We start from the raw sequence: 20,761 nt of genomic DNA on the forward strand, positions 1-20,761 counted from the left end.
CGCACAGCGTTAGCGCGTGCTGCCCCGAATCGTTCGGTGAATATCCGGCAGCCTACGCCGTAAGGCTTTCAAGCCTCAACAACGGACAAAAAACATGGAAAAACATCGAATTCCCGGCCATCTTCGGCCGGAAACTCGCAAATGGCTGCGAGGAATCCTAGCAGATTTCGAACTGGAAAGTCAGGATTTTCGCGTACTTGTAAAAACGGCCGAGGCGTTCGACCGCTCCGAACAGGCGCGAGAACAGATCGCAGCGGATGGTCTGACTGTGGTCGACCGATACGGCACACCGAAGGCGCACCCATGTGTTGCCGTCGAAAGGGACAGCCGCACGGCATTCTTCCGCGGCCTGCGCGAGCTTGCGCTCGGTGTAGATGCACCTGAGGCGCCACGAGCGGCTCGCACGCGCGATTACGGGAGCCGTCGCTGATGCCGGTTCGACGCAAGGTCGATAAACGGCGCGACGGCATGCCGGTCGATAAGTTACAGCGGGTTTGGGAGCTGTGGGCCAGGCAGAATTTCTGCCAGCTTACCGGCCTGCATCCACCGGAAGAAATCGCGAAGGCGCTTCTTTCCGAGACCGAAGAAGCCGAATTGGGGCGGCTGCACGAAGAGTGCGAGGCGGCCGGCTACGATCCGTTGCTGGCGTGGTGCAGCACATAGGGAGGCAGCCAATGCCCTGGCATCGCATCGGCCATGACGTGCTGGACTATATGGCTTCTTTTTACCAAGGCTTCCACCCGCCCGCACGTCCGATTTTTGCGGAGCGGGAATTTGGGCCGCCTGGCAAAAAAGAAGCGGCGCGCGGGTTGTTAGCGATCAACATGGCGGGCAAAGTATTTTGATAATTGCATTGTAACTGCGAAAGCGACATGCGAATTCAGGACGGGAGTAACGTCCGCAAAGCGATCGGTGAAGGCTACAAAATGGATCCGGATCTACTGAAACTCCCATGGGCTGCGCTGCTGACACTTGCAAGCGGATATGCGGGATATTTTGTTGCCAACGTTGGTATTAGAGAACACCACAAAACCATAGATATCGCCTTCTCCACGCTGGTGTTCGGCTTTTTCGGAGCGTTCTCTTATGAGTTGCTTCGGAGGTTTTTCGTCTCTGACATACTCTTAGCGTCAGTTATTGCCTTTGCATTTTCTGCCCTGCTTGGCGGCATTTGGAATAGACGCGGGCGAAGACTCCTGTCGTGGTTGCTGAGGAGTTCGAATGTAAGCCACAGTGACGATCTCCCGAGCGCTTGGATCGCTTTGTTCACCCATGTTGATACTGTTGCCACGCAGTTGAGTGTGAAGCTCAAAGACGGCACATGGCTGAAATGCGACGACGCTGACCGTTTTGGCGGGAAGCCAAACGGTCCTTTTGTGCTTGGGGGCTCTGGTGACTTACTGATGTATGTCACGCATCATAAAGGCCCGGATGACGACGATTTTGAGGAGTGCCCAGACGTTGAGTTCGCGGATTGGGGAGCAGAGGTCAGCTACATTCCCAAAGATCAAATTGACCGGATAGATATTCGAAGAAAATAGCTCACTTCTTTTTCGGCGACGGCGGCGGCGACTTCGGGGATTCGCTTGTTGTTGGCTTGTAATTCCCTTGGTGCTTGCTTGGGGGTCTATAATTCTTTTGCTCAGTCTTAGGTGTGAAATTCTCGTTGATCTGAATTTTTCCTGATCCCGACTTTTTGCTTTCGTCAACCATAGTTCCCTCCTATTTTGCCATGGCGTCTGAGCCAGCCTCATAATGTGAGCCGGGACGTTCTTTAAACCAACCACGTAATTACACAATGCCGTCTTTCACGGCGGCCTTGTCTATACACAGGAACCCTCAACATGACTAAACCTACTAACCGCGCCACGGCGCGACCGCACAGCCGCGTCCGCAAGCAGACCAAACCGACCCCCGGATCCGTTCAGGCTTCACTCGCCATCAATGCCCTCTGCCGCGGCTTGCTCGATGAGATAGCGGCACCCGACATCGCCGCGGCGCTTTGCGTAGCCGCAGTGTTTTTCAGCGGCGGGACAGTCAGCATCGAACAAGGTGGCGCCAATGGCCGCAACGTCTGAGGATCTGGCGCGGCTTGTCGTTCAGATCGAGTTGAGCCAAGCTAAGGTCGAGAAACAGGCTGCGGCTATTGCCAAGAGTGCAGAGCGCGCAGCCAACAAGATTGACGGCGACTTTGCGCGCGCTAATGACAACGTTGCAAAGAGCTTTCAACGAGGCGGGAAAGCCGCTGTAGACACCACTAGGCGCACTGGCGCCGCTGTGTCGCAGTTGTCGTTTCAGCTTAACGACATTGCCATGGGGCTGGCTAGCGGCACGTCTCCGTTCACTATTATGGTGCAGCAGGGCAGCCAAGTCACGCAAGCCCTTAGCATGGCAGGAGGCGGCGCTGGTGGCGCCGTGCGGGCGCTTGGTGGCGCCTTTGCGTCCATGGTCAATCCTGTGTCGCTGGCGACGTTCGCAATCATCGGATTGGGCGGTGCAGCAGTCCAGTATTTCGTCAATCTGTTGTCTGACAGTGAAGACGCGGAAAAGACGCTTAAGGAGCAGGCCGAACTAATCGGCAAGGTCGCAGACAAGTGGGGCGATGCGCTACCTGCGCTTAAGGCGTATAACGACGAGCGCAAGAAGCTTCAGGAAGGGGCTGACGTCGAGGAGGCCACCTCGGCGGCGATTCATGCCGAAAACTCAAAGCTGCGCGAATTTATCAAGGGTTCGTCTGTCGACCTCGCCGACCTGCTGGCTAAGCTACAGGCGGCCGGGAAGTCGGATGGTGATGTCGTCAAGTTGCAGACCGCGTTTGCTGGCATGTCGGCAGACGTCGATAAGAGCGTTTCAGCAGTCGAGCACATGAAAGAGGTGCAGGCTGCGCTAACGGACCTTTACAGGACGACACATATCCAGACCGCCAAAGAGATGGCGGACGCGATCGGCCGGATGGCTGATGAATTCGAGCGGGCCGCCGTCGCCGGCAAGAGGTTGGGCACGGATCTAGCGCTTCAAAAACTACAGGATGTTGTCAATCAAACTCCTCTCGGCACGCTGCCGCCGCTCACCAGCGGTGGCGGAAACTTCCTCAATCCGCAGCAGCAATTGGACTTCGATGCGAGCCAAACCAAGTCGCAGTTCGAAATTCAACTCGATAAGGCTGGCGGCGCGATTGAGAGTTTTGTTGATAGAGTAGTCAGCGCCGAGAGCGGCGGGAACAACAGCGCCAAAAACCCGAACTCGTCGGCAACCGGTGCTGGGCAGTTCATCGAGTCCACCTGGCTGGATCTGTTTAAGCGATACTTCCCCGATCGTGCCGAGGGTATGACGCGGGGCGCCATCCTAGCACTCCGCAAGGATGGCAACGTCAGCCGCTCACTGATTGAGGCTTACGCGCGCGAGAATGCTAGAGTTCTGCAAGCGGCAGGCGTTCACGTCGATGAGGCCGCGCTGCAGTTGGCGCACTTCCTCGGTGCGGGCGACGCGGCCAAGGTGCTTTCCGCCGCTAGCGGCACTCCGCTGGCCGGCCTGATTTCTGCGGCGTCGATCAAAGCCAATCCGACCATTCTGGGCGGTGGTGCCACGGTCAATGACGCTATCTCTTACGCGCAGAATCGCGCTAATGCTCCCACATCCGGCGGGCGCGGTAAGCCGAAGATGACGCCAGAAGGCGTCTTTGCCGGCGATATCAATCAGATTCAGGCGCGCATCGACCTGCTAAACGCGGAGTTTGAAGCGCAATCGCAGCTTAACCCCGCAATTAATGACTACGGCTTTGCGGTCGAGAAGGCCGCGATAAAGCAGAAGTTGCTGAACGAAGCCAAGAAGGCCGGCGTAGTCGTCACGCCTGAGTTGGCTGCCAAGATTGACTCGCTTGCTGAAAATTATGCAAGGGCGGCAACGGCCGGCGACAAGCTAAAAGCAAGCCAGGAGCAACTGTCACTAACCCTGCAAGAATCTTCGGCGTTCGGCAAGGAGATCTTGGGTGGCTTCATTCAGGATATGAAAGACGGCAAGACCGCCACTGAGGCGCTTTCCAACGCGCTGAACAAGGTTGCTGAAAAGCTTCTAGATATCGGCCTGAATGCGCTGTTCGACGGCATGGGCGCACCCGGTGGAGGTGGCGGACTACTAGGCGGGCTGTTCAGCTTCCTGTTTGCCAAGGACGGCGGCGTCTACGCTGGCGGCAAAAAGCAGCCAATGAAGACGTTCGCTCGAGGCGGCGTGTCGAAATCGGCAGCCATCTTCGGCGAGGCTGGACCAGAGGCTGCGGTCCCGCTTCCGGACGGGCGGAGAATTCCTGTCGACCTTCGCGGGCCGACGGTTGGTGGCAATGGCGGCAATGGAAACATGCACATCACCGTCGGCGTTTCGGCTGACAGTGTTGGCAATCTGACGCCGTTTGTTGAGTCGGTTTCGCAGGATAGCATCCGGAAAGCGTCGCCAGGGATTGTTCAGGCTTCTGTGCAGCGCGCTGGCAAGGAAACCAAGAAGAACATGCCGGGGCTTATTGCAAATGCGCAATCGCGGCAGATGTAACCAACGGAGAGAGATATGAACGACCCAGAACCAGAAGGCGACACCGACGACGCGGGCACGCCGTTTTCTGACGGTGCCACGTTTGATGATGGCACCGGCTTCACAGACTAAATAACCAGCACTGACCGGCCCAGCCGGATTCATCAAAAGGCTCGCTTCGGCGGGCCTTTTCATTTTAGGAGACCAAGATGGTCGAACTGGCCGCCACAGTATGGCGCGACTATGTGACAGACGGCGTGCCGTCCTCGGGGGCGAACAAAGTCCTGAAACTTAAGGTTCGAGAGTGGGGAACCGATATCGAGCGACGCATCTCCCTTTTTGACGAAGGCGTTACGGCGTCATCGTTGACAGCCGCAAATCTTACTCTGCTGCCGACGGACGAAGCAGTCCAGAGGGTCACCCCGTCGGCTTCGTTCTCGACGGTAATTCTCCCAGACCCGACGTCTTTGGCCACAGGCCAAGTGAAGCGGTTTGTCGTCATCAATGAGAGCGGAACGGTTTCCCTCACCATTAGGTCGGGTTTGGACGTTCAGGAGGTTCTTGAGCCTGGTGAGTCGGCGATTGTCTACATCAGGCTCACCGGGACCAGCACGTTCAAATCAACGGCACCCCGCAGTTGGGTCTCGGCCTACGAACTAACGGCCGGCGTGTCATTCTTCACAGGCACACGGGTTGGCATTGAGCGCGGCCTGCCGAATTCTGCAGGCGCTGACTACAACCTGAAGATCTGGTCGCAGTTGAAGCGTGGCGTGTGGGCCTATTACCGCATGGACAACAACGACGACACGCTACGCCTTTCTAATCGTGAAACCATCGTCGCACAGACAAATCGTGTATATTCGGCACTTAACCTTACGAAGTCTGGAGCGTGGGGCGCAACAACGACATCGTCTTCCGGCGTAACCGGAAAGTACGTTGGCAACAACGGCGCGCAGTCGTCAACAGCGACTCACTATGTCGAACAGGTAATTACCCCAACGGACAGCCTGCCGTATGACGTCTATATCGCCTATACTGGCAGGACGTCAGGCGGCTACGCGGTGCCGTACATCGATGGCGCGCAAACCCTAATCGAGGCGGCCATTGTTGATCCTGCCGCTCTCGGCGTGCGTGCGTTCTCCACATACAATGCCGTAGACTTAACGCGGCGCCAGATTATCAAGATCGCATCTGCGTTGACTGGCGCTCACACCGTGAGGCTCAACGTGCACGGGGCTGGCACTCTGCCGGCAGGTTCGGCGGGATCTGCTGTTCTGGTGGAGGCCATCCTCAAGACTGGCGATATTGGTGAAACCAATGTTGTTCCACCTACGCTGGCAGTTGGGCAATCAGTCGTTGCGGGCGAGGAATATAGCTACAACGGTGTGTACTATTGCTCGGCAACGACGGCGGTACAGGGCGCCACTTTGCCGACTCATACATCTGGCTCGGCTGTGGCGGGCGGCATCACATGGCACGCTAATTCGCGCACCAGCTACTTGGTCAATCAGCGCGGAATCGATTATCCGAGCGAGCGCGAATACGCCATTGTTGATGGCAGACTCAACGCCGTTAACGATGACATCGGCGGACAGACCCATGGCAATGAAACTCTTGTCTCGCGATCGATCACGGTGGATGGCGCGTCATGGAGCGAGTCTGGTGCGTTCGGGACAATCACGCTAGGTTCAGGCATTCACATCTCTGAACAGTTGAACTGGACCCATTCGACCATCCCCGGCCAGGTATTGGCTACAGGTGTGCTGACAACGAGCTTTACGCCTGGTCGTATGGTGCCCAGACTGGATGCTGTCGTGGCACAGGCTGGCTTCACGATCGACACAGCCTATCCAGCCATGATGCCGGCTGTGCGCTTTGATGATGAGTGGGACTACGACATCTTCACTAATTTGGTGGCGGATAACGGGACAGCGCTCGCCTTCGACACCTATGCAGGCGCAAATGTCATTGTGGATCTCGGACCGCGCCTGTCGGCATGCATGTACGGCGATTTCGGTGATTTCAATTGCGCATATGCCTGCCGGACGACGTCCGAGGCAATGAATGGTTATGTGAATACCGGCTCGAAATTCCACGTCTACACCAATATCAATAATCGGGCTTCCGCGACCAGCGGAGCAGATTGGGCTGTGAAGGGCTATTTTGAGAGGGCTGTCGTGGCCAATCCTGAGTCGGTCCCATATAGCTCAACTCTCGTCTTCGAATCCGAGCACGTGATTGGCGTCACCGCTTGATTTACGGACCGGATTAACGCTGCGGAGCCGCTGTCGATTGCGGCTTAACGCTTGGGAACAAAACAGATCGGCACTTCGCCATAGCCTGCGAAAGGCCGATCTGCCCCTCCTTGTTGAGGTGGATGATGTCTCGATAGCCGGTTTCTGGATTAATGAACTTGGCATCATCTATGATCGGCACACCGCTGGCCGCAACCAGGTTTGAAGCGTAGCCAGCGCCGCGAACTCCGGACTTATTCTCCATCCTGGTGGCGTGAGTGATCACACACACCGGCAATTTGAGATGCACCATCCGTGTGATCGCCGCTAGAGCGCTGCTCGCCGGCGGCAGCTCTATTTGCTTCGGCTCCTTTTCCTTCCACCGCAAATATCTGGGAAAGTAGCGAAAAGCGGCGTCCGAGAGTGCGGACCAAGGGGTCACCGTTGGATGGGTCTTCTGATTTAGTGCAGCGAAGGTCGGGACGTCGCCGGCGTCGTGTGTGGACAGAACAAGAATGAGCATGTCGGCATTGAACGTGCCGAAACGATTTATGTAGGCCTCTTCATTCTCCGGTCCCCAGCTGCCAGCGGAGGCGTTGAGATAGAGCGCATGGTCGACGGAAAGGATGTCGGTCGCAAGGTCGGCTTGGTCCGTCAGTGACCCGCCGTCGACGACTGAGTCGCCGACAACCAAGGCCCTGAATTCGCCGGCTGGTTTTGTGATCGGGAAGTGCGCGCTACGCATTCCGAACTCGTTGATCACGATATGGTTGCCAAAGCGATAGATGTCCTGGTTCGGCGCCCACATGTATTCGATGGTCGGATGCGCCACGGAGAGCGGCGGGGTTCCCAGCCCGAGATAGTATCGGCAGAACAGCTCGCCTCCGACAAGCGCCCAGAAGCAGATGCTTAGGAGCGAGACCCAGACGACAAGCCAGTCGACTCGGTCGCCGACCGGCGGCTTTACGTAGATATTCATGTTCGAGACCCCCGCCCGTGCACTATTTCTGTCGGCTTGGGGCCGTGTTTGGTTGGCCGACAATCAGATCATAAAGCGCGCCGATCCTCACGACGGGGACGCGTTTGTCCCGTTCACGTGTTCGCAGCTCTCGATAGGATTTGATCTTTAGCGTGCCGCCCGGCACTTTGATTCCCAAGCCACAACATTGCCCAAAACCGCGTCAGTTACGGCGCTCGGTTTGCGGGAAAGTCAATGGGAGCTGATTATTTTTTAGGCAGGCCGTCTTTAGCGGCGGCGCCACGGTCAACCAATGAAAGACCTGGCTGTGCAAAAAACCCTTCTGCGGGGGCTTTCGGGGTCAAGGCAATTGCCCGAGATCTGGGACCAACACTGTGTGGACAAGGAACGCAACAAACAGACATGTTGCAAAGAACCCAGCCGCTACAAGACACAAAGCAAGGGTGGACCCCAGGCGCCGCGCTGAGACGGCGGCGCGAACGAGAACAAGAACTGCTGGAACCGCGCCGATGAGAATAATTAGGATTCCGGTCATGTCCATCCTCGAGTGTAATTCCGGCTCGTCTCGCAACTCCCTTGCGCGGAAAGGGGGTGCATAGCACGATTGGTCAGATGGCGAACCGTCATGACTATAGTTCGCACGGTCGATATGGCTACGAAGAGCCTTGCGGGCGAGTACCGGTTCAAGGGCCGCAACGATGCACTTAGGTAAGGCAGAAGTCGAGTTGCCGCGAGAGTCAAAACGATCTATTTTGGCCCTTGGCGCATCGGATCGGATGCGCTGGTACGCTAAGCCGACTGCGACGCTTCGCAGTCAGGGCGCGCCCTGAATTTGGTAATAGGGGCGTGCTTTTTTATTTCAGCCTGCATTCTTGGGCAAGAACCCCTTCGCCTCCAGATCGGCGATGAGGAGGATTTCCACATAGGACGCGACTGTGCGGCAGTCAGGCCGCGCGCCTCGCCGAATTGGCGCCTCACTTGATGAACTGGGCAGAGCCTAATTGTTTAACAGCTTCGCGTACGCCGTCGATCTCCGCTCGGCATCTTTCTTGTACCGCCTTCTCGTTATTCATCAGCGTGTTCACCCGGTAGTGATGCTCCCGGTACTCGGTTCTGGCTGCTGGTGTTTGTATCTCTTCCGAGCGTGGGGCTACGTGGGCTGAAATCTTCTCCTGGTTGTCAAGATCGGCCCTGTTGATCGGGAGAACTGCTCCACCCCACTCACCCATCATGTGGGACATAAAATGCATATTAGCCGGAGGGTTAGGCCGTTCGGATGTCTGCTCCAGAACCTTGTATCGATCTATCCATTCGGGAAAGGTGTCATTCGCTTTTTGCAGGACCGACTGTCGACCCAAGGACTGCCCCATCTCCTCTGCAAAAAACAGATACTTCGACAGAGCCTTCACGTGGTGGTGGTCGTTCTTTAGCCGAGCGTCGATCAGTTCGGAGATAGCCGCGACCATTTCAACCCGGGCTTCGTCTATCAAAGCGTTGCGGGCCGATGATCTTTTCTCGTCATTATTGACTGCTCTGTTGCCGAAGTAGATAAGGACGCCGATTGCTAAGGCACCGAATGCCAAGTGCGAGAACCTGTGGTTGGTTAGATATGCCAACCAATCAAATAGCCACTCTCGGTTGGCTGACAGCCATCCCATGAACCCGTAGCCATCTGTCATGAACGCCCCGAACTCGTAAAGGGCGTATAGAACAGAAGCCACCGCCGCGAGAGGATGGTTCTTGACCCATTGGACAAAGCGATGGGCAGGCGGCTTGAATTCCACTGGTAGTTGGCTTTCCCCCATGCGCGATTCATATCAGAATCCGCTCTTTTGGATAGCGGCTAGTCCACCAAATCGCGCAGCGGCTTCTTGCGTGGCGGCTGCTGTAATCAAATGAGATTGGCAGACGCCAAACTCTGGCGACTTCAGTGTTTGGTGCCCGTCCTCTCGGCAACTAGTTGTTCAATATCCATCGCGACTTCATCGAATAGCGCCTCGAGCTCGGCTTTGGTCTTGAGATTGAAGGCATGCTTGATTTCCTCGATCATTTCTTCATCGAGGTATGCCTCCCAGTCGGCTATCGGCATTCGCTACCTCCTGTCGCTAATTACTGTCGCAAGCTGGCCCACAATCCGTCTGTTTATCCAACCATCCGAGCTTCATGGCAGTCAATGGCATTTGGCGCCGATGTCGGGCAACTAGAGCACTGAACGCTCTCGCCATGGCATCCCATGCGGTGCGTACCTCTGGGCAGCACGTGCCGCCCGACCGCCGCCACCGCGGCCAGTGGAACACGATGCCGGAGCCGCGGCAGTGCGGGCAATCATCCGCGTGTGGCATCTTCGTCGCCCGTCAGCCTGGCAACGCGCTCTTGCCTCAGACGCTTCTTGCGTTGGTTGGCGCCGCCTGTCGTGGCGGTCCCAATTCACAGGTTTTTTGTTCCCTGTGTGCCCTTTCCAAGGCTCTCGAAAGCCGCCAGTTGCCTCTCCAGCACAGCAATTATGGCGGCTAATCCGATGGCCATTACACCCATACCGAACGACACCGACCCAAGTATCTCATGGATTGCAGACTTGGCCGCGCTGTAGACCAGGACGCCTCCGGCCATCTGAAGAATTCCAAGAATTTCGAGCAATTTGCGCATTGATGTCCCTTTATTTTCGATCAGATCACAAGTCCGGTTTCGGCGAACAGATTGCCGACGCCGAGGCAGTCAGAGCGCGCCCTGAATTTAACATAGGGGCGCGCCTAGTCCGCCGCGGGTTTCGGCAGAAAGCCCTTCGCCTCAAGATCGTCAGCTAAAACTTTCTCGACGTAACTGCTTACAGTGCGCCTGTCCGCTACAGCGGCCTTGGCCAGCGCCTCTTTGATTGCCGGGGGCAATCTAAGCGCAAGATTGGCTGATTTGGCGTTGGCCATTGAATCTCTCCCTCGGTCGCGATGTCATGCAATGTAATGCATAATCTCGTTGACGGCTATCTCGATTTATGCAATGCATTGTCATGCAAAGCATTGCAAGCGGCAGAATCGACTGCGCGCCAGGACGGTTAACGAGGTGTAGGAGATATGATGAACTTGGGTAAGCACTGCATCGCATTGGACACCGGCCTGCGGGGGCTGGTTGTCGGTATCATCCAGATTCTAGGAGAGGCCACCCGCCACCTGGTGCGATTCGCCACTGGCGATGAGGTATGGGTCGATGCGGTGGATCTCGAGTTCCTATAGATGGCATGCGCATCACGACGAAAAGCCCCGCCTTGAGCGGGGTTTTTGTTGTGCTGGCCATACTGCGGCTATTTTCCGTGTAGCCAGTTTGGGGGATGCTGGCTAAGCCTTTGTTTTATTTGGTCGGAGTGGCCGGATTCGAACCGACGACCCCTTGACCCCCAGTCAAGTGCGCTACCGGGCTGCGCTACACTCCGGACCGGTCGCGATGTATCGTGATAACCCGGTTCGGGTCAACCGAATTCGGCGGCCATCACGCCGATGCCCGGCATGGTGGATTTGAAGTTCCTGCTCTGGTGGATGTCGTCAGCATTCAGGAACTTCAAATCCAGAATACACCTCGCTTGTCTGGCTTGATCCTCTGGCGTCGTTGCTATGAGACGGGTCTTGGATTTTCCACGGATTGTGTCAGCGCGGCCGTATCGATCAGCGCGCTTTCCGGAAGCCGGAGCGCAGAGGCTATTCGCCTGAGCTTCGACAAATCGGCATTCCTGCCGTTCTCGATGTCCGCGATCTCATCGACCGACAGTCCGCACGTCAGGGACAGCTCTTCCATGCTGTATCCCCTGGTTTCTCGGATGGCCTTAAGGGCGCTGTGGTCGGGCGCAGCTTCGGTCGCCGACAGTTCGGAAAAAGCTTCGCTTGTTGCTATTTGGGGCATTTGGCAACTCCGTGGATTTAAAGAGTTTGATCAAATCAAGAAGTTGCCTGAGACGGCGCAGAGAATGCCCTCTCGATGGTGATTTGCCAAGCGCCAAAAACGCCGTCACGGCATCGTGATTCCGATCGGCGCAGCCCGGCACAGGCCTCGGCGGCACCGGCACGGGACCGTCATCCCGATCGGGGTCTTTGACTGGCCGATCGCCGAATTGTTCGACGGTTCTGAGCCGCTCCCTTGTCAAGCGGCTGTCGCTGGCCCGTTAGCCGTTTTGAGCGGATCGAACCTCAGCGGCAGGAGCACGCAGAACGCGTCAGGGGCTGCGAATTTTCTTGAACCGACGCGTGAACCTTTTCTCTCCGGGCCGCACCAACACGGCATGGACGCCACAAAGGCGGTCCCAACCGGAAGGACGCCCTGACGGCGATCCTCGATCAAGAGAAGGAGATGCTCAAGTGACCAACATCTCGAACTTCAAGCGCCTGTCGCTCGCCGCTGCCATCGTCGTCTCGGCCTTCGGCTCGATTTCACTGCCGGGCTCGGCCTTCGCCAACGGCACGCATCCGAGCGGCGGCGGCGCGGTTTGCAAGGGCGCGGGTCACTGCCTGGTGCTGCAGCTCGACTGCAAGGGTACATATACGGACGCCACCGACTCCAACGGCACCGTCTACGGCAAATGCAGCCAGACCGCGCAGGTCAGCCCGAAGAACAAGCTCAAGCTCGCGCGCTGATCGACTTTTGGTCACGAAAATGGCGGGCCGTCCGCGCCGCCATTTTCCTGTCTCAACGTGCCGATCTCGATCTCGTTCGCGACGTTTTCTGCTGGCGGCTGAGGAACAGGCTGGCGACGAGCCCGACCACAACCAGACCGACTGCGGCCGCAGTCGCAGGATGATCGCGGGCCGTCTTCTCTATCACCCTGCCTTGCCTCCTGATCGCAGGCAGAGCGTCACTAAAACGCTCGGCGAGGTCCGAGTAATAGTCCGACGCGGTGTCACGCCCGTCCTCGTAATAGGCGCTGCCGCGCCTGGAAACGGCTTTCCTCAACGCCGCCAGTTCCCTGGAGAGAGCCGCGACCTGTTTTTCAAGATCGATGTCGGAGAGGGTCGAAAATGATACCATGACAGGCTTCCTTCTTTTGCGAAGGAACGCACGATCGCAAAACCGGTTCCGGTTTTTGCCGCGACCGATCGGGGCCCAGAGCGCGTCGCGTCAGAAGCGATTCATGCGACCCGCGTGAAGTTCTATGCAGTCGCTATCCCGGGGCCATGCGCTAGCGCACCTGATCGAGCAGGCGCTTGCATTCCAGAAGGTCGAACAGCGCCTCCTGCAGCAAAGCGCGATTGTCGCGCGAGAGTTTCGACGTGCCCGGCTGCACCGGGCCTTCGTCGTCGGTCTTGCCCAGGCCGAAAAAGCGCCGGCTGGGTTTCACCTTGGGCTCGCCGACCAGCATCTCGTCATCGGCGCCGCGCGGCTGGGCCGCCGGCGTCAGCGGCACCGCATCGGCCTGCCGGCGCTGCGAGATCGCCTCGACGGCCGCCATGTCGCCATTGCCGATGGCGACCAGGAAATGATTGCCGTTCTCGCGCAACAGCTTCTGCACGCCCTTGATCGTGTATCCCTGATCGTAGAGCATGTGGCGGATGCCCTTGATCAGTTCGACATCCTGGGGCCGGTAGTAGCGGCGGCCGCCGCCGCGCTTCATCGGCTTGATCTGGTTGAAACGCGTTTCCCAAAAACGCAGCACATGCTGCGGCAGGTCGAGATCTTCTGCGACCTCACTGATGGTGCGGAAAGCGTCGGGGCTCTTGTCCATGGGCGAAATCCTCACGCTGGAGCATGGTCCCGAAAAGTGGGAAAACGGTTTTCGGCCAGGATCATGCTCAACAAAGAGTCATTCCGATCCGGCTTGTTGTGCCGAATCGAGCCTTATTTCAGCGGTTTATGAGACAATATTCAAGCCCGGCGTCAAAGCAGGCGACCGTTTTCAACCGGGCTTTGAAGCGCAGGCGCTATTTGCTGCCCTTGGCCTTGCTGATCTGGTGCGCGCGCAGGATGCGGTTCTTCAGCACATTCGACGATTTGAAGGTCATCACGCGGCGCGGCAGGATCGGCACTTCCTCGCCGGTTTTGGGGTTGCGCCCGATGCGCTCGTTCTTGGAGCGGACATGGAAGGTCGCGAACGACGACAATTTCACCGTCTCGCCGCGAACGATCGCCTCGCAGATCTCGTCCAGAACCGCTTCGACGAGCTCGGCCGATTCAGTACGCGACAGGCCAACCTTGCGATAAACGGCTTCAGCAAGATCGGCGCGCGTAAGTGTCTTTCCCCCCATGCGAACCGTCCCCATCAGCTCAAAAAACATAACTCTATATAAGTAAAGATAGAGCCTAAGTAATTGATCCGGCAAGGTCAAGGACCGAACCGGTCCGTTCGGCACTTACCAGCGAACCAGGACCGCGCCCCAGGTGAAGCCGCCGCCCATCGCCTCGATCAGCACCAGATCACCCTTCTTGATGCGGCCGTCGGCGACCGCCACCGACAGCGCGAGCGGCACCGAAGCAGCCGAGGTGTTGCCGTGCAAATCGACGGTAACCACTACCTTTTGTTCCGCTATCCCGAGCTTCCTGGCGGAAGCGTCGATAATCCGCTTGTTGGCCTGATGCGGCACGAACCAGTCGAGATCTTCAGCGGTGATCCCGGCAGCTGAGAACGTCGCCTCGATGACGTCGGTGATCATGCCGACCGCGTGCTTGAACACTTCGCGGCCTTCCATCCTGAGATGGCCCACCGTTCCGGTGGTCGACGCTCCACCGTCGACGAACAGCTTGTCCTTATGAGCCCCGTCGGAGCGCAGGCTGGCCGCCAGCACGCCGTGGTCGGCAATGCCGCCCGCCCCCTCGCCTGCTTCCAGCACCATCGCGCCGGCGCCGTCGCCAAACAGCACGCAGGTCGAGCGATCGCTCCAGTCGAGGATGCGCGAAAAGGTTTCGGAGCCGATCACCAGCACGCGTTTGGCTAGGCCGCCGCGGATATAGAGGTCGGCCGTCGTCACCGCGTAGACGAAGCCCGAGCACACCGCCTGCATGTCGAAGGCGAAGCCGTGATGCATGCCGAGCCGGTTCTGGATGTCGACGGCGGTCGCCGGAAAGGTGTTGTTGGGAGTCGAGGTCGCCAGCACGATCAGGTCGATATCGGCCGGCGTCAGTCCGGCATTGTCGAGGGCTGCGCGCGCCGCCGCCTCGCCGAGCGAAGCCGTCGTCTCGTCGTCGGCCGCGATATGGCGCTGGCGGATGCCGGTGCGCTGGGCAATCCATGCGTCTGACGTCTCGACCATGCCTTCGAAATCGGCATTCTTCATGATGCGGCGGGGCAGCGCGGAGCCTGTGCCGCGCACGACTGATCTGATCAAGGCTCTTTCCTATTCCTCTGCGTCGGCAACGACGTCGGATTTCCTGGATGTCTGGGCATGCGGATTGCGCGCATGGAACAGATCAAGATCGGCTTCGATGCGATCGAGCAGATTGTTGCGCACCATGTCGTAGCCAAGCTCGATCGCCGCCGCGAAGCCGTCCGAATCGGCGCCGCCATGGCTTTTCACCACGACGCCGTTCAGACCCAGGAAAACCCCGCCGTTGGAGCGGCCGACATCCATCTTTTCGCGCAGGCGATCGAAGGCGCCCTTGGCGAATACATAGCCGATCCTGGCCATCAGCGTGCGGTCCATCGCGGCGCGCAGGTAACCGGCGATCTGCCGTACCGTGCCTTCCGCCGTCTTCAGCGCGATGTTGCCGGCAAATCCTTCGGTGACGACCACGTCGACCGTGCCCTTGCCGATGTCGTCGCCCTCGACGAAACCATGGTAGTTCATCGAGGCCATGTTGGCCTCGCGCAACATGCGGCCCGCCTCCTTGACCTCTTCCTGGCCCTTGATCTCCTCGACGCCGACATTGAGCAGACCGACGCTCGGCCGTTCGATGCCGAAAACCGAGCGCGCCATGCCAGTGCCCAGAATGGCAAAATCAACCAGTTGATGCGCATCCGCGCCGATGGTGGCGCCGACGTCCAGCACCACGCTTTCCCCACGCAATGTCGGCCACAGCGCCGCGATCGCCGGACGGTCGATGGTCGCCATGGTGCGGAGGCAGAATCTCGACATCGCCATCAGCGCGCCGGTGTTGCCGGCCGAGATGCAGGCGTCGGCAGTGCCTGCCTTGACCGCCTCGACCGCTTTCCACATCGACGACTTCCAGCGGCCATGGCGCAGCGCCTGGCTCGGCTTGTCGTCCATCCGGACTGCTATCTCGCAGTGGATGAACTCGCTCACTTCCGCCAGCTTGGGCAGCTTTGCGAGTTCGGGGCGCACTGCCTCCTCGCGACCATAGATGACGAAGCGGATGTCGGGACGCCGGGTCGCGACCGTCATGAGCGCCGGGATGACCACGCTTGGTCCGTGATCGCCGCCCATGGCATCGATGGAAATCCTGATCACGCGGTGTTCATCTCACAGTTTGCTTGAGCGAGCGCCTGGCGCTGGCAACGGGTTTGGGGCTCGCGAGGGTTCGGCGAAAATAGCGTTTTTGGGCTGGCGCACAACCGGCTTTCTCCGATTGGGTCGGGTTTTCAGGATTTCCCCAGCAGGGAACGCAGCTTTTGCTGAAATTCGCTTTCCGCAGTCCCGGCATCGTCGGCAGCCTCCATCGAAACGCCTTGCTTGCGCGGATAGGGATCGATCGCCAGTCCAAAGAACTGTTCGGCGAGCGCCCCGACATCGATTGAATTGCCGGAAAATGTTTCCGGGCTGTCCGGCCCTTCGGCATCGAGCATTATCTCGCCACCGCCCTCGAAACCCTGCCGCCCGAGCTTCGACTGCTCCGGCAGGAACAGTGCGTCGACCGCCTCGTCGATATGCGCCTCGATCGGGTCCAGGGTGACGATGCAGGCCTGGGTGATATCGGCCTCGACGCGGCCGCTGACCTTGACGCCGTTGCGCTTCCATGGCGCCACCAGCAGTTCGGCGCGATAGTTCTCGACCGACAGCAACTCGTGCTCGCCTGCCAGCGCGGCGCGCTGCGCGGCGTCGGCCTCGATTAGCACCGGCAGTCCCTTTTGCGGCAGCCGGGCGACGTTGGCCACGAAGGACACGGGGCTCTGGCGATCGGGGCTCTGGGAATCGGCGTGTTTCATATTTTCCTTTAAATAGGCTTGTTTTCTTAAATAGGTTTGGCCGCGGGGAATGCCACAGTGCCGGAAACAATCGATTCGGTCGGCTGTTCCGCGAGTCGCCTGGAGACATCGGCGACGTAGCCGGCCAGACGCGTCGCCTGCGGCCAGATGCCGGCATCGGGCCTGACATTGCGGGCAAGCGCCGCGACGAGTGCGTCATGGTCGTTTCGTTCCAGCGCATCGTCATAGGCGGCGGTGCGGCCATAAAACATCTTTGCCAGTTTCTTCATGCGCTTCGGCACGCCGACGTCGCCGATACCGAGTTCGCGCAGCGAATGCTCGACATCCATGAAGAACTCGTCGATCAGCACCTGCGCGACCTCCCCGGCAACACCACCCTCGCCGCGCAGCCGGTGCTGGAACAGGAACATGTGCAGCGACAGCATCTCGAAGCGGCCAAGCGGCGTGTCCGGGACATCCCAGTCGGAATAAAACACGGTTTGCCGCGCCGTTGCCACGATTTGTGCGTAAAGCGCCTCGGTGATAGCGCGGTTGGCGTGACGTTCGCGACCAAAAAGGCGCTGGAACATTGAGGGTGGTCTCCCGGGGACCGTTTGTTGAATTGGCCTTGTTGCATCGGCGAGCAAGCTGGTTTACCGGTTTTGCGGCCCAGCGCAAGTTGCGGCCAGCTAATGGAGTTGTAGTTGCGCGCGCTGAAAATCAAGTCGACTTTTCTGCCCAGGTCCGCTTTTCCGAGATCCGCCGGCGCGATCTCGCTGCTGGTGGCAGCTTCGGCGCTTTGCGGCTGCAACTCGTCGAAGATGATCGGTGATCTCAATCCGAGCGAGACGCTGACGCAGGGCTACGTCATCGACCAGCAGGCGATCGACCTGGTGCCGGTCGGCTCGAGCCGCGAACAGGTGCTTCTGGCGCTCGGCACCCCGTCTACCAAGGCGACTTTCGACAACGAGGCCTTCTACTACATCTCACAGACGCGCAAGCGTTACGTCGCCTTCGACAAGCCGAGGCTGGTCGACCAGAAGGTGCTGGCCGTCTATTTCGGCGAGGACGGGCGCGTTACCCAGATCGCCAATTACGGCCTGAAGGACGGCAAGGTGTTCGACTTCATCTCGCGGACCACGCCGACCGGCGGCAAGGACCAGAACTTCCTCAGCCAGATCATGGGTGGCGCCAGCAAGCTGGCGCCCGGCCTCCCCGGCGGCGGCGGCGCCTCGCCCGGCACCTGATCAATCCCGGCAGAATCGGCTTCTCATCCTTTTTTGCTTCCCTTCCTTTAACTTCGAGGGGAAGCAGCAACATCTCAGGCGACCGAAAACCCGCGGGAGCGATCCTGCGGGTTTTTGTTTTGAGACAGAAAGCCATTGTCGCAGGCTGCGGGCCGCAGACGACTTGAACGCGAGCTTTTGGAGCTGTCACGGGCGTCAATTCCCTGATGCTGGACGTCCAAAATAGACGAACCCGCGGGATCGCTCCCGCGGGTTCGGTTGTGGATCTCGGCCTCGGAAGGCCAAGCCGCCTCAGCCGTGCGCGAGCACGGCGAGCAGCAGCAGGGCGACGATGTTGGTGATCTTGATCGCCGGGTTGACTGCCGGACCGGCGGTGTCCTTGTAGGGATCGCCGACCGTGTCGCCGGTCACCGAGGCCTTGTGCGCCTCGGAGCCCTTGAGATGCTTGACGCCGTCCTTGTCGGTAAAGCCGTCCTCGAACGATTTTTTCGCATTGTCCCAGGCGCCGCCGCCGGAGGTCATCGAGATGGCGACGAACAGGCCGTTGACGATGACGCCGAGCAGCGAGGCGCCAAGGGCTGCAAAGGCGGACGCCTTCGAGCCCGAGATCAGCAGCACGCCGAAATAGACGACCAGCGGCGCCAGCACCGGCAGCAGCGACGGAATGATCATTTCGCGGATCGCCGCCTTGGTCAGAAGATCGACCGCACGCGCATAGTTCGGCTTCGAGGTGCCGGCCATGATGCCCGGATCCTCGCGGAACTGCTTGCGCACCTCCTCGACGATGGCGCCCGCCGCACGGCCGACAGCCGTCATGGCGATGCCGCCGAACAGATACGGAATCAGACCGCCGAAGATCAGACCGGCGACGACATAAGGGTTGGACAGGTCGAAAGAGACGTCGCCCATGCCCTGGAAGTAAGGATATTTGTCGCTATTGGCGGCAAAGAACTTCAGGTCGTTGGAGTAGGCCGCAAACAGCACCAGAGCACCGAGACCGGCCGAACCGATGGCGTAACCCTTGGTCACCGCCTTGGTGGTGTTGCCGACGGCGTCGAGCGCATCGGTCGACTGGCGCACTTCCTTGGGCAAGCCGGCCATTTCGGCAATGCCGCCGGCATTGTCGGTGACCGGGCCGAAGGCGTCGAGCGCGACGATCATGCCGGCGAGGCCGAGCATCGTGGTGACCGCGATCGCCGTGCCGTAGAGGCCGGCGAACTGGTAGGTCGATATTATGCCGCCGACGATGACGATCGCCGGAAGTGCCGTCGATTCCAGCGAGACCGCAAGGCCCTGGATGACGTTGGTGCCGTGACCGGTGACCGAAGCCTGGGCGATGGAGTTCACCGGGCGCTTGTCGGTGCCGGTATAATATTCGGTGATCACCACGATGAGACCAGTCACCAGAAGGCCGATCAGGCCGCAGATGAACAGGTTCGCGCCGGTGATGGCCATGCCGTCGACCGTGCCGATCTCGCCCCAGCCCAGCGTTGCCGAGGTGGCGATGCCGAGGCCGACGATCGACAGCAGGCCGGTGACGATCAGGCCCTTGTAGAGCGCGCCCATGATCGAGCCGTTGGAGCCGAGCTTGACGAAGAAGGTGCCGACGATGGAGGTCAGGATGCAGGCGCCGCAGATGGCCAGCGGATAGAGCATCGTGGCGCTGAGAACGGCGGTGCCGCCGAAGAAGATGGCGGCGAGGACCATGGTGGCGACCACGGTCACCGCATAGGTCTCGAACAGGTCGGCGGCCATACCGGCGCAGTCGCCGACATTGTCGCCGACATTGTCGGCGATGGTGGCCGGGTTGCGCGGATCGTCTTCGGGAATGCCGGCTTCGACCTTGCCGACGAGATCGCCGCCGACGTCGGCGCCCTTGGTGAAGATGCCGCCGCCGAGACGGGCGAAGATCGAGATCAGCGAGGCGCCGAAGCCGAGCGAAACCAGCGAGTCGATGACGACGCGGTCGTTGGGCTGGAGGCCGATGAATTGGGTGAGGATCAGGTAATAGATCGAGACGCCGAGCAGGGCCAGGCCAGCGACCAGCATGCCGGTGATGGCGCCCGACTTGAAGGCGATCTCGAGGCCGGCTGCGAGGCTGTTGGAAGCCGCCTGCGCGGTGCGCACATTGGCGCGCACCGAGACGTGCATGCCGATGAAGCCGGCGGCGCCCGACAGAACGGCGCCGATCAGGAAGCCGATGGCGGCGGTGATCGAAAGCAGCCACCAGGCGAGCAGCAGGACCACGACGCCGACGATGGCGATGGTGGTGTACTGGCGCGCCAGATAGGCCTGCGCGCCTTCGCGGATGGCCGCGGAAATTTCCTGCATGCGTGCATTGCCCTGATCGGCCGCGAGGACCGATTTTGTCGCCCAGATGGCGTAAAGGACTGAAAGCAGACCGCAGGCGATGACAGCTAAAATTATGGTCATTGCCGGATTTTCCTCGATTGATGACCCAAAAGAACCCCTCCCTGGGCCGTTGAGACGGGGAGCGGATTCCGCGCGCCGAATCCGCTCCCCTCGCATCGGCTTATGCGAAACAGGGCTGCGAACGTCAAGATATTGTTCGGTTTTTGCCCGGCTTTCGCCCAAAAGCCCCCGGCTTTCGCCCAAAAGCAATGGCGGCAACGGGCTCGCAAGTGCCGCCACCCGATCAGATCGATTGAAATCGGCTGACGGTCGTCAGCCTCCGCGCAGGTCGCCGTCCAGTTCGACCACGAAGAGC

Annotated in this window: 25 protein-coding genes and 1 tRNA gene; 11 read left to right on the forward strand and 15 right to left on the reverse strand. The window is 59.3% G+C overall.

The annotated features are described in order from the left end of the window. The first annotated feature begins 94 nt into the window (after positions 1-94). The 4 genes from AC0L2M_RS08940 to AC0L2M_RS08955 are packed head-to-tail and all read left to right on the forward strand — an operon-like array spanning position 95 to position 1,541. On the forward strand, positions 95-430 hold the full coding sequence (locus AC0L2M_RS08940; protein WP_473534615.1) for a P27 family phage terminase small subunit: 336 nt from the start codon (positions 95-97) through the stop codon (positions 428-430). Further along, positions 430-663 (forward strand): hypothetical protein, encoded by a 234-nt coding sequence (locus AC0L2M_RS08945; RefSeq protein WP_473534616.1) that lies wholly within the window; start codon positions 430-432, stop codon positions 661-663. Before AC0L2M_RS08940 ends, AC0L2M_RS08945 begins: the two co-directional genes overlap by 1 nt. An 11-nt stretch (positions 664-674) precedes the next feature. Then, positions 675-845 carry a hypothetical protein gene (locus AC0L2M_RS08950; RefSeq protein WP_473534617.1) on the forward strand — a complete coding sequence of 57 codons (171 nt, stop codon included), beginning with the start codon at positions 675-677 and terminating at the stop codon, positions 843-845. Positions 846-872: 27 nt separating this feature from the next. Next, entirely contained in the window at positions 873-1,541 is a 669-nt protein-coding gene (locus tag AC0L2M_RS08955; RefSeq protein WP_473534618.1) for a hypothetical protein, read from the forward strand. Position 1,542: 1 nt separating this feature from the next. Here AC0L2M_RS08955 and AC0L2M_RS08960 read toward each other — a convergent pair whose 3' ends face one another. Continuing rightward, entirely contained in the window at positions 1,543-1,713 is a 171-nt protein-coding gene (locus AC0L2M_RS08960; protein WP_473534619.1) for a hypothetical protein, read from the reverse strand. Positions 1,714-1,844: 131 nt separating this feature from the next. On the opposite strand from AC0L2M_RS08960, the gene AC0L2M_RS08965 reads away from it, so the two are divergent. The 3 genes from AC0L2M_RS08965 to AC0L2M_RS08975 all read left to right on the forward strand — a co-directional run bounded on the left by AC0L2M_RS08965 (position 1,845) and on the right by AC0L2M_RS08975 (position 6,776). Then, positions 1,845-2,078 (forward strand): hypothetical protein, encoded by a 234-nt coding sequence (locus AC0L2M_RS08965; protein WP_473534620.1) that lies wholly within the window; start codon positions 1,845-1,847, stop codon positions 2,076-2,078. Continuing rightward, positions 2,062-4,542 (forward strand): phage tail length tape measure family protein, encoded by a 2,481-nt coding sequence (locus AC0L2M_RS08970; protein ID WP_473534621.1) that lies wholly within the window; start codon positions 2,062-2,064, stop codon positions 4,540-4,542. The genes AC0L2M_RS08965 and AC0L2M_RS08970 overlap by 17 nt, the downstream gene beginning before the upstream one ends. 188 nt (positions 4,543-4,730) lie before the next feature. Then, positions 4,731-6,776 (forward strand): hypothetical protein, encoded by a 2,046-nt coding sequence (locus tag AC0L2M_RS08975; protein WP_473534622.1) that lies wholly within the window; start codon positions 4,731-4,733, stop codon positions 6,774-6,776. Positions 6,777-6,789: 13 nt separating this feature from the next. Here the strand turns inward: AC0L2M_RS08975 and AC0L2M_RS08980 are convergent, their stop codons facing one another. From AC0L2M_RS08980 to AC0L2M_RS09000, 5 genes are all read right to left on the reverse strand, one after another. After that, complete coding sequence (locus tag AC0L2M_RS08980; RefSeq protein ID WP_473534623.1) at positions 6,790-7,797, reverse strand: hypothetical protein; 1,008 nt, start codon at positions 7,795-7,797, stop codon at positions 6,790-6,792. 911 nt (positions 7,798-8,708) lie between these two features. Next, entirely contained in the window at positions 8,709-9,539 is an 831-nt protein-coding gene (locus AC0L2M_RS08985) for a hypothetical protein (protein ID WP_473534624.1), read from the reverse strand. 122 nt (positions 9,540-9,661) lie between these two features. Then, a complete protein-coding gene (locus AC0L2M_RS08990; RefSeq protein WP_473534625.1) occupies positions 9,662-9,823 on the reverse strand; it encodes a hypothetical protein in 162 nt (53 codons plus the stop codon). 338 nt (positions 9,824-10,161) lie between these two features. Next, complete coding sequence (locus AC0L2M_RS08995; RefSeq protein WP_473534626.1) at positions 10,162-10,380, reverse strand: hypothetical protein; 219 nt, start codon at positions 10,378-10,380, stop codon at positions 10,162-10,164. A gap of 104 nt (positions 10,381-10,484) precedes the next feature. After that, complete coding sequence (locus AC0L2M_RS09000; protein WP_287229095.1) at positions 10,485-10,655, reverse strand: hypothetical protein; 171 nt, start codon at positions 10,653-10,655, stop codon at positions 10,485-10,487. A gap of 150 nt (positions 10,656-10,805) precedes the next feature. Between AC0L2M_RS09000 and AC0L2M_RS09005 the strand changes: the two genes are divergently transcribed. After that, positions 10,806-10,961: a hypothetical protein gene (locus AC0L2M_RS09005; RefSeq protein WP_287229096.1), complete on the forward strand. Its 156-nt coding sequence runs from the start codon at positions 10,806-10,808 to the stop codon at positions 10,959-10,961. 120 nt (positions 10,962-11,081) lie between these two features. On the opposite strand, the gene AC0L2M_RS09010 is transcribed toward AC0L2M_RS09005, so the two are convergent. Beyond that, positions 11,082-11,158, reverse strand: a tRNA-Pro gene (locus AC0L2M_RS09010). A gap of 18 nt (positions 11,159-11,176) precedes the next feature. On the opposite strand from AC0L2M_RS09010, the gene AC0L2M_RS09015 reads away from it, so the two are divergent. Further along, entirely contained in the window at positions 11,177-11,704 is a 528-nt protein-coding gene (locus tag AC0L2M_RS09015) for a hypothetical protein (RefSeq protein ID WP_425284456.1), read from the forward strand. Positions 11,705-12,074: 370 nt separating this feature from the next. Then, positions 12,075-12,350, forward strand: coding sequence for a hypothetical protein (locus AC0L2M_RS09020; protein ID WP_023798384.1), 276 nt, complete (start codon positions 12,075-12,077; stop codon positions 12,348-12,350). Between the two features lie 52 nt (positions 12,351-12,402). Here the strand turns inward: AC0L2M_RS09020 and AC0L2M_RS09025 are convergent, their stop codons facing one another. The 7 genes from AC0L2M_RS09025 to AC0L2M_RS09055 all read right to left on the reverse strand — a co-directional run bounded on the left by AC0L2M_RS09025 (position 12,403) and on the right by AC0L2M_RS09055 (position 17,376). Further along, the gene (locus AC0L2M_RS09025; RefSeq protein ID WP_292544296.1) at positions 12,403-12,741 is read right to left on the reverse strand and encodes a hypothetical protein; all 339 of its coding nucleotides are present in this window, start codon (positions 12,739-12,741) and stop codon (positions 12,403-12,405) included. A gap of 151 nt (positions 12,742-12,892) precedes the next feature. Then, on the reverse strand, positions 12,893-13,435 hold the full coding sequence (locus tag AC0L2M_RS09030; RefSeq protein ID WP_095485784.1) for a MerR family transcriptional regulator: 543 nt from the start codon (positions 13,433-13,435) through the stop codon (positions 12,893-12,895). 196 nt (positions 13,436-13,631) lie between these two features. Beyond that, entirely contained in the window at positions 13,632-13,955 is a 324-nt protein-coding gene (locus AC0L2M_RS09035; protein WP_023798387.1) for an integration host factor subunit alpha, read from the reverse strand. A gap of 105 nt (positions 13,956-14,060) precedes the next feature. Then, positions 14,061-15,032 carry a beta-ketoacyl-ACP synthase III gene (locus AC0L2M_RS09040; protein ID WP_023798388.1) on the reverse strand — a complete coding sequence of 324 codons (972 nt, stop codon included), beginning with the start codon at positions 15,030-15,032 and terminating at the stop codon, positions 14,061-14,063. 9 nt (positions 15,033-15,041) lie between these two features. Next, positions 15,042-16,112, reverse strand: coding sequence for a phosphate acyltransferase PlsX (plsX, locus tag AC0L2M_RS09045; RefSeq protein ID WP_023798389.1), 1,071 nt, complete (start codon positions 16,110-16,112; stop codon positions 15,042-15,044). Positions 16,113-16,243: 131 nt separating this feature from the next. Next, complete coding sequence (locus AC0L2M_RS09050; RefSeq protein ID WP_023798390.1) at positions 16,244-16,807, reverse strand: YceD family protein; 564 nt, start codon at positions 16,805-16,807, stop codon at positions 16,244-16,246. A gap of 26 nt (positions 16,808-16,833) precedes the next feature. Further along, positions 16,834-17,376 (reverse strand): ubiquinol-cytochrome C chaperone family protein, encoded by a 543-nt coding sequence (locus AC0L2M_RS09055; RefSeq protein ID WP_473534627.1) that lies wholly within the window; start codon positions 17,374-17,376, stop codon positions 16,834-16,836. A gap of 114 nt (positions 17,377-17,490) precedes the next feature. On the opposite strand from AC0L2M_RS09055, the gene AC0L2M_RS09060 reads away from it, so the two are divergent. Next, the gene (locus AC0L2M_RS09060) at positions 17,491-18,033 is read left to right on the forward strand and encodes an outer membrane protein assembly factor BamE (RefSeq protein ID WP_473534628.1); all 543 of its coding nucleotides are present in this window, start codon (positions 17,491-17,493) and stop codon (positions 18,031-18,033) included. A 291-nt stretch (positions 18,034-18,324) separates the two neighbouring features. On the opposite strand, the gene AC0L2M_RS09065 is transcribed toward AC0L2M_RS09060, so the two are convergent. Further along, entirely contained in the window at positions 18,325-20,466 is a 2,142-nt protein-coding gene (locus AC0L2M_RS09065; RefSeq protein ID WP_236379378.1) for a sodium-translocating pyrophosphatase, read from the reverse strand. Positions 20,467-20,761 lie beyond the last annotated feature (295 nt).

The organism is Mesorhizobium sp. WSM4806 (genome assembly GCF_055811635.1).

Coding starts and splice junctions, on each gene's coding strand:
- AC0L2M_RS09050 (WP_023798390.1), bottom strand. CDS start 16,807: ATGAAACACGCCGATTCCCAGAGCCCCGATCGCCAGAGCCCCGTGTCC.
- AC0L2M_RS09055 (WP_473534627.1), bottom strand. CDS start 17,376: ATGTTCCAGCGCCTTTTTGGTCGCGAACGTCACGCCAACCGCGCTATC.
- AC0L2M_RS08990 (WP_473534625.1), bottom strand. CDS start 9,823: ATGCCGATAGCCGACTGGGAGGCATACCTCGATGAAGAAATGATCGAG.
- AC0L2M_RS08995 (WP_473534626.1), bottom strand. CDS start 10,380: ATGCGCAAATTGCTCGAAATTCTTGGAATTCTTCAGATGGCCGGAGGC.
- AC0L2M_RS08970 (WP_473534621.1), top strand. CDS start 2,062: ATGGCCGCAACGTCTGAGGATCTGGCGCGGCTTGTCGTTCAGATCGAG.
- AC0L2M_RS08945 (WP_473534616.1), top strand. CDS start 430: ATGCCGGTTCGACGCAAGGTCGATAAACGGCGCGACGGCATGCCGGTC.
- AC0L2M_RS09025 (WP_292544296.1), bottom strand. CDS start 12,741: ATGGTATCATTTTCGACCCTCTCCGACATCGATCTTGAAAAACAGGTC.
- AC0L2M_RS08965 (WP_473534620.1), top strand. CDS start 1,845: ATGACTAAACCTACTAACCGCGCCACGGCGCGACCGCACAGCCGCGTC.
- AC0L2M_RS09035 (WP_023798387.1), bottom strand. CDS start 13,955: ATGGGGGGAAAGACACTTACGCGCGCCGATCTTGCTGAAGCCGTTTAT.
- AC0L2M_RS09005 (WP_287229096.1), top strand. CDS start 10,806: ATGAACTTGGGTAAGCACTGCATCGCATTGGACACCGGCCTGCGGGGG.
- AC0L2M_RS08985 (WP_473534624.1), bottom strand. CDS start 9,539: ATGGGGGAAAGCCAACTACCAGTGGAATTCAAGCCGCCTGCCCATCGC.
- AC0L2M_RS09000 (WP_287229095.1), bottom strand. CDS start 10,655: ATGGCCAACGCCAAATCAGCCAATCTTGCGCTTAGATTGCCCCCGGCA.
- AC0L2M_RS09065 (WP_236379378.1), bottom strand. CDS start 20,466: ATGACCATAATTTTAGCTGTCATCGCCTGCGGTCTGCTTTCAGTCCTT.
- AC0L2M_RS08975 (WP_473534622.1), top strand. CDS start 4,731: ATGGTCGAACTGGCCGCCACAGTATGGCGCGACTATGTGACAGACGGC.
- AC0L2M_RS09030 (WP_095485784.1), bottom strand. CDS start 13,435: ATGGACAAGAGCCCCGACGCTTTCCGCACCATCAGTGAGGTCGCAGAA.
- AC0L2M_RS08960 (WP_473534619.1), bottom strand. CDS start 1,713: ATGGTTGACGAAAGCAAAAAGTCGGGATCAGGAAAAATTCAGATCAAC.
- AC0L2M_RS08950 (WP_473534617.1), top strand. CDS start 675: ATGCCCTGGCATCGCATCGGCCATGACGTGCTGGACTATATGGCTTCT.
- AC0L2M_RS08940 (WP_473534615.1), top strand. CDS start 95: ATGGAAAAACATCGAATTCCCGGCCATCTTCGGCCGGAAACTCGCAAA.
- AC0L2M_RS08955 (WP_473534618.1), top strand. CDS start 873: ATGCGAATTCAGGACGGGAGTAACGTCCGCAAAGCGATCGGTGAAGGC.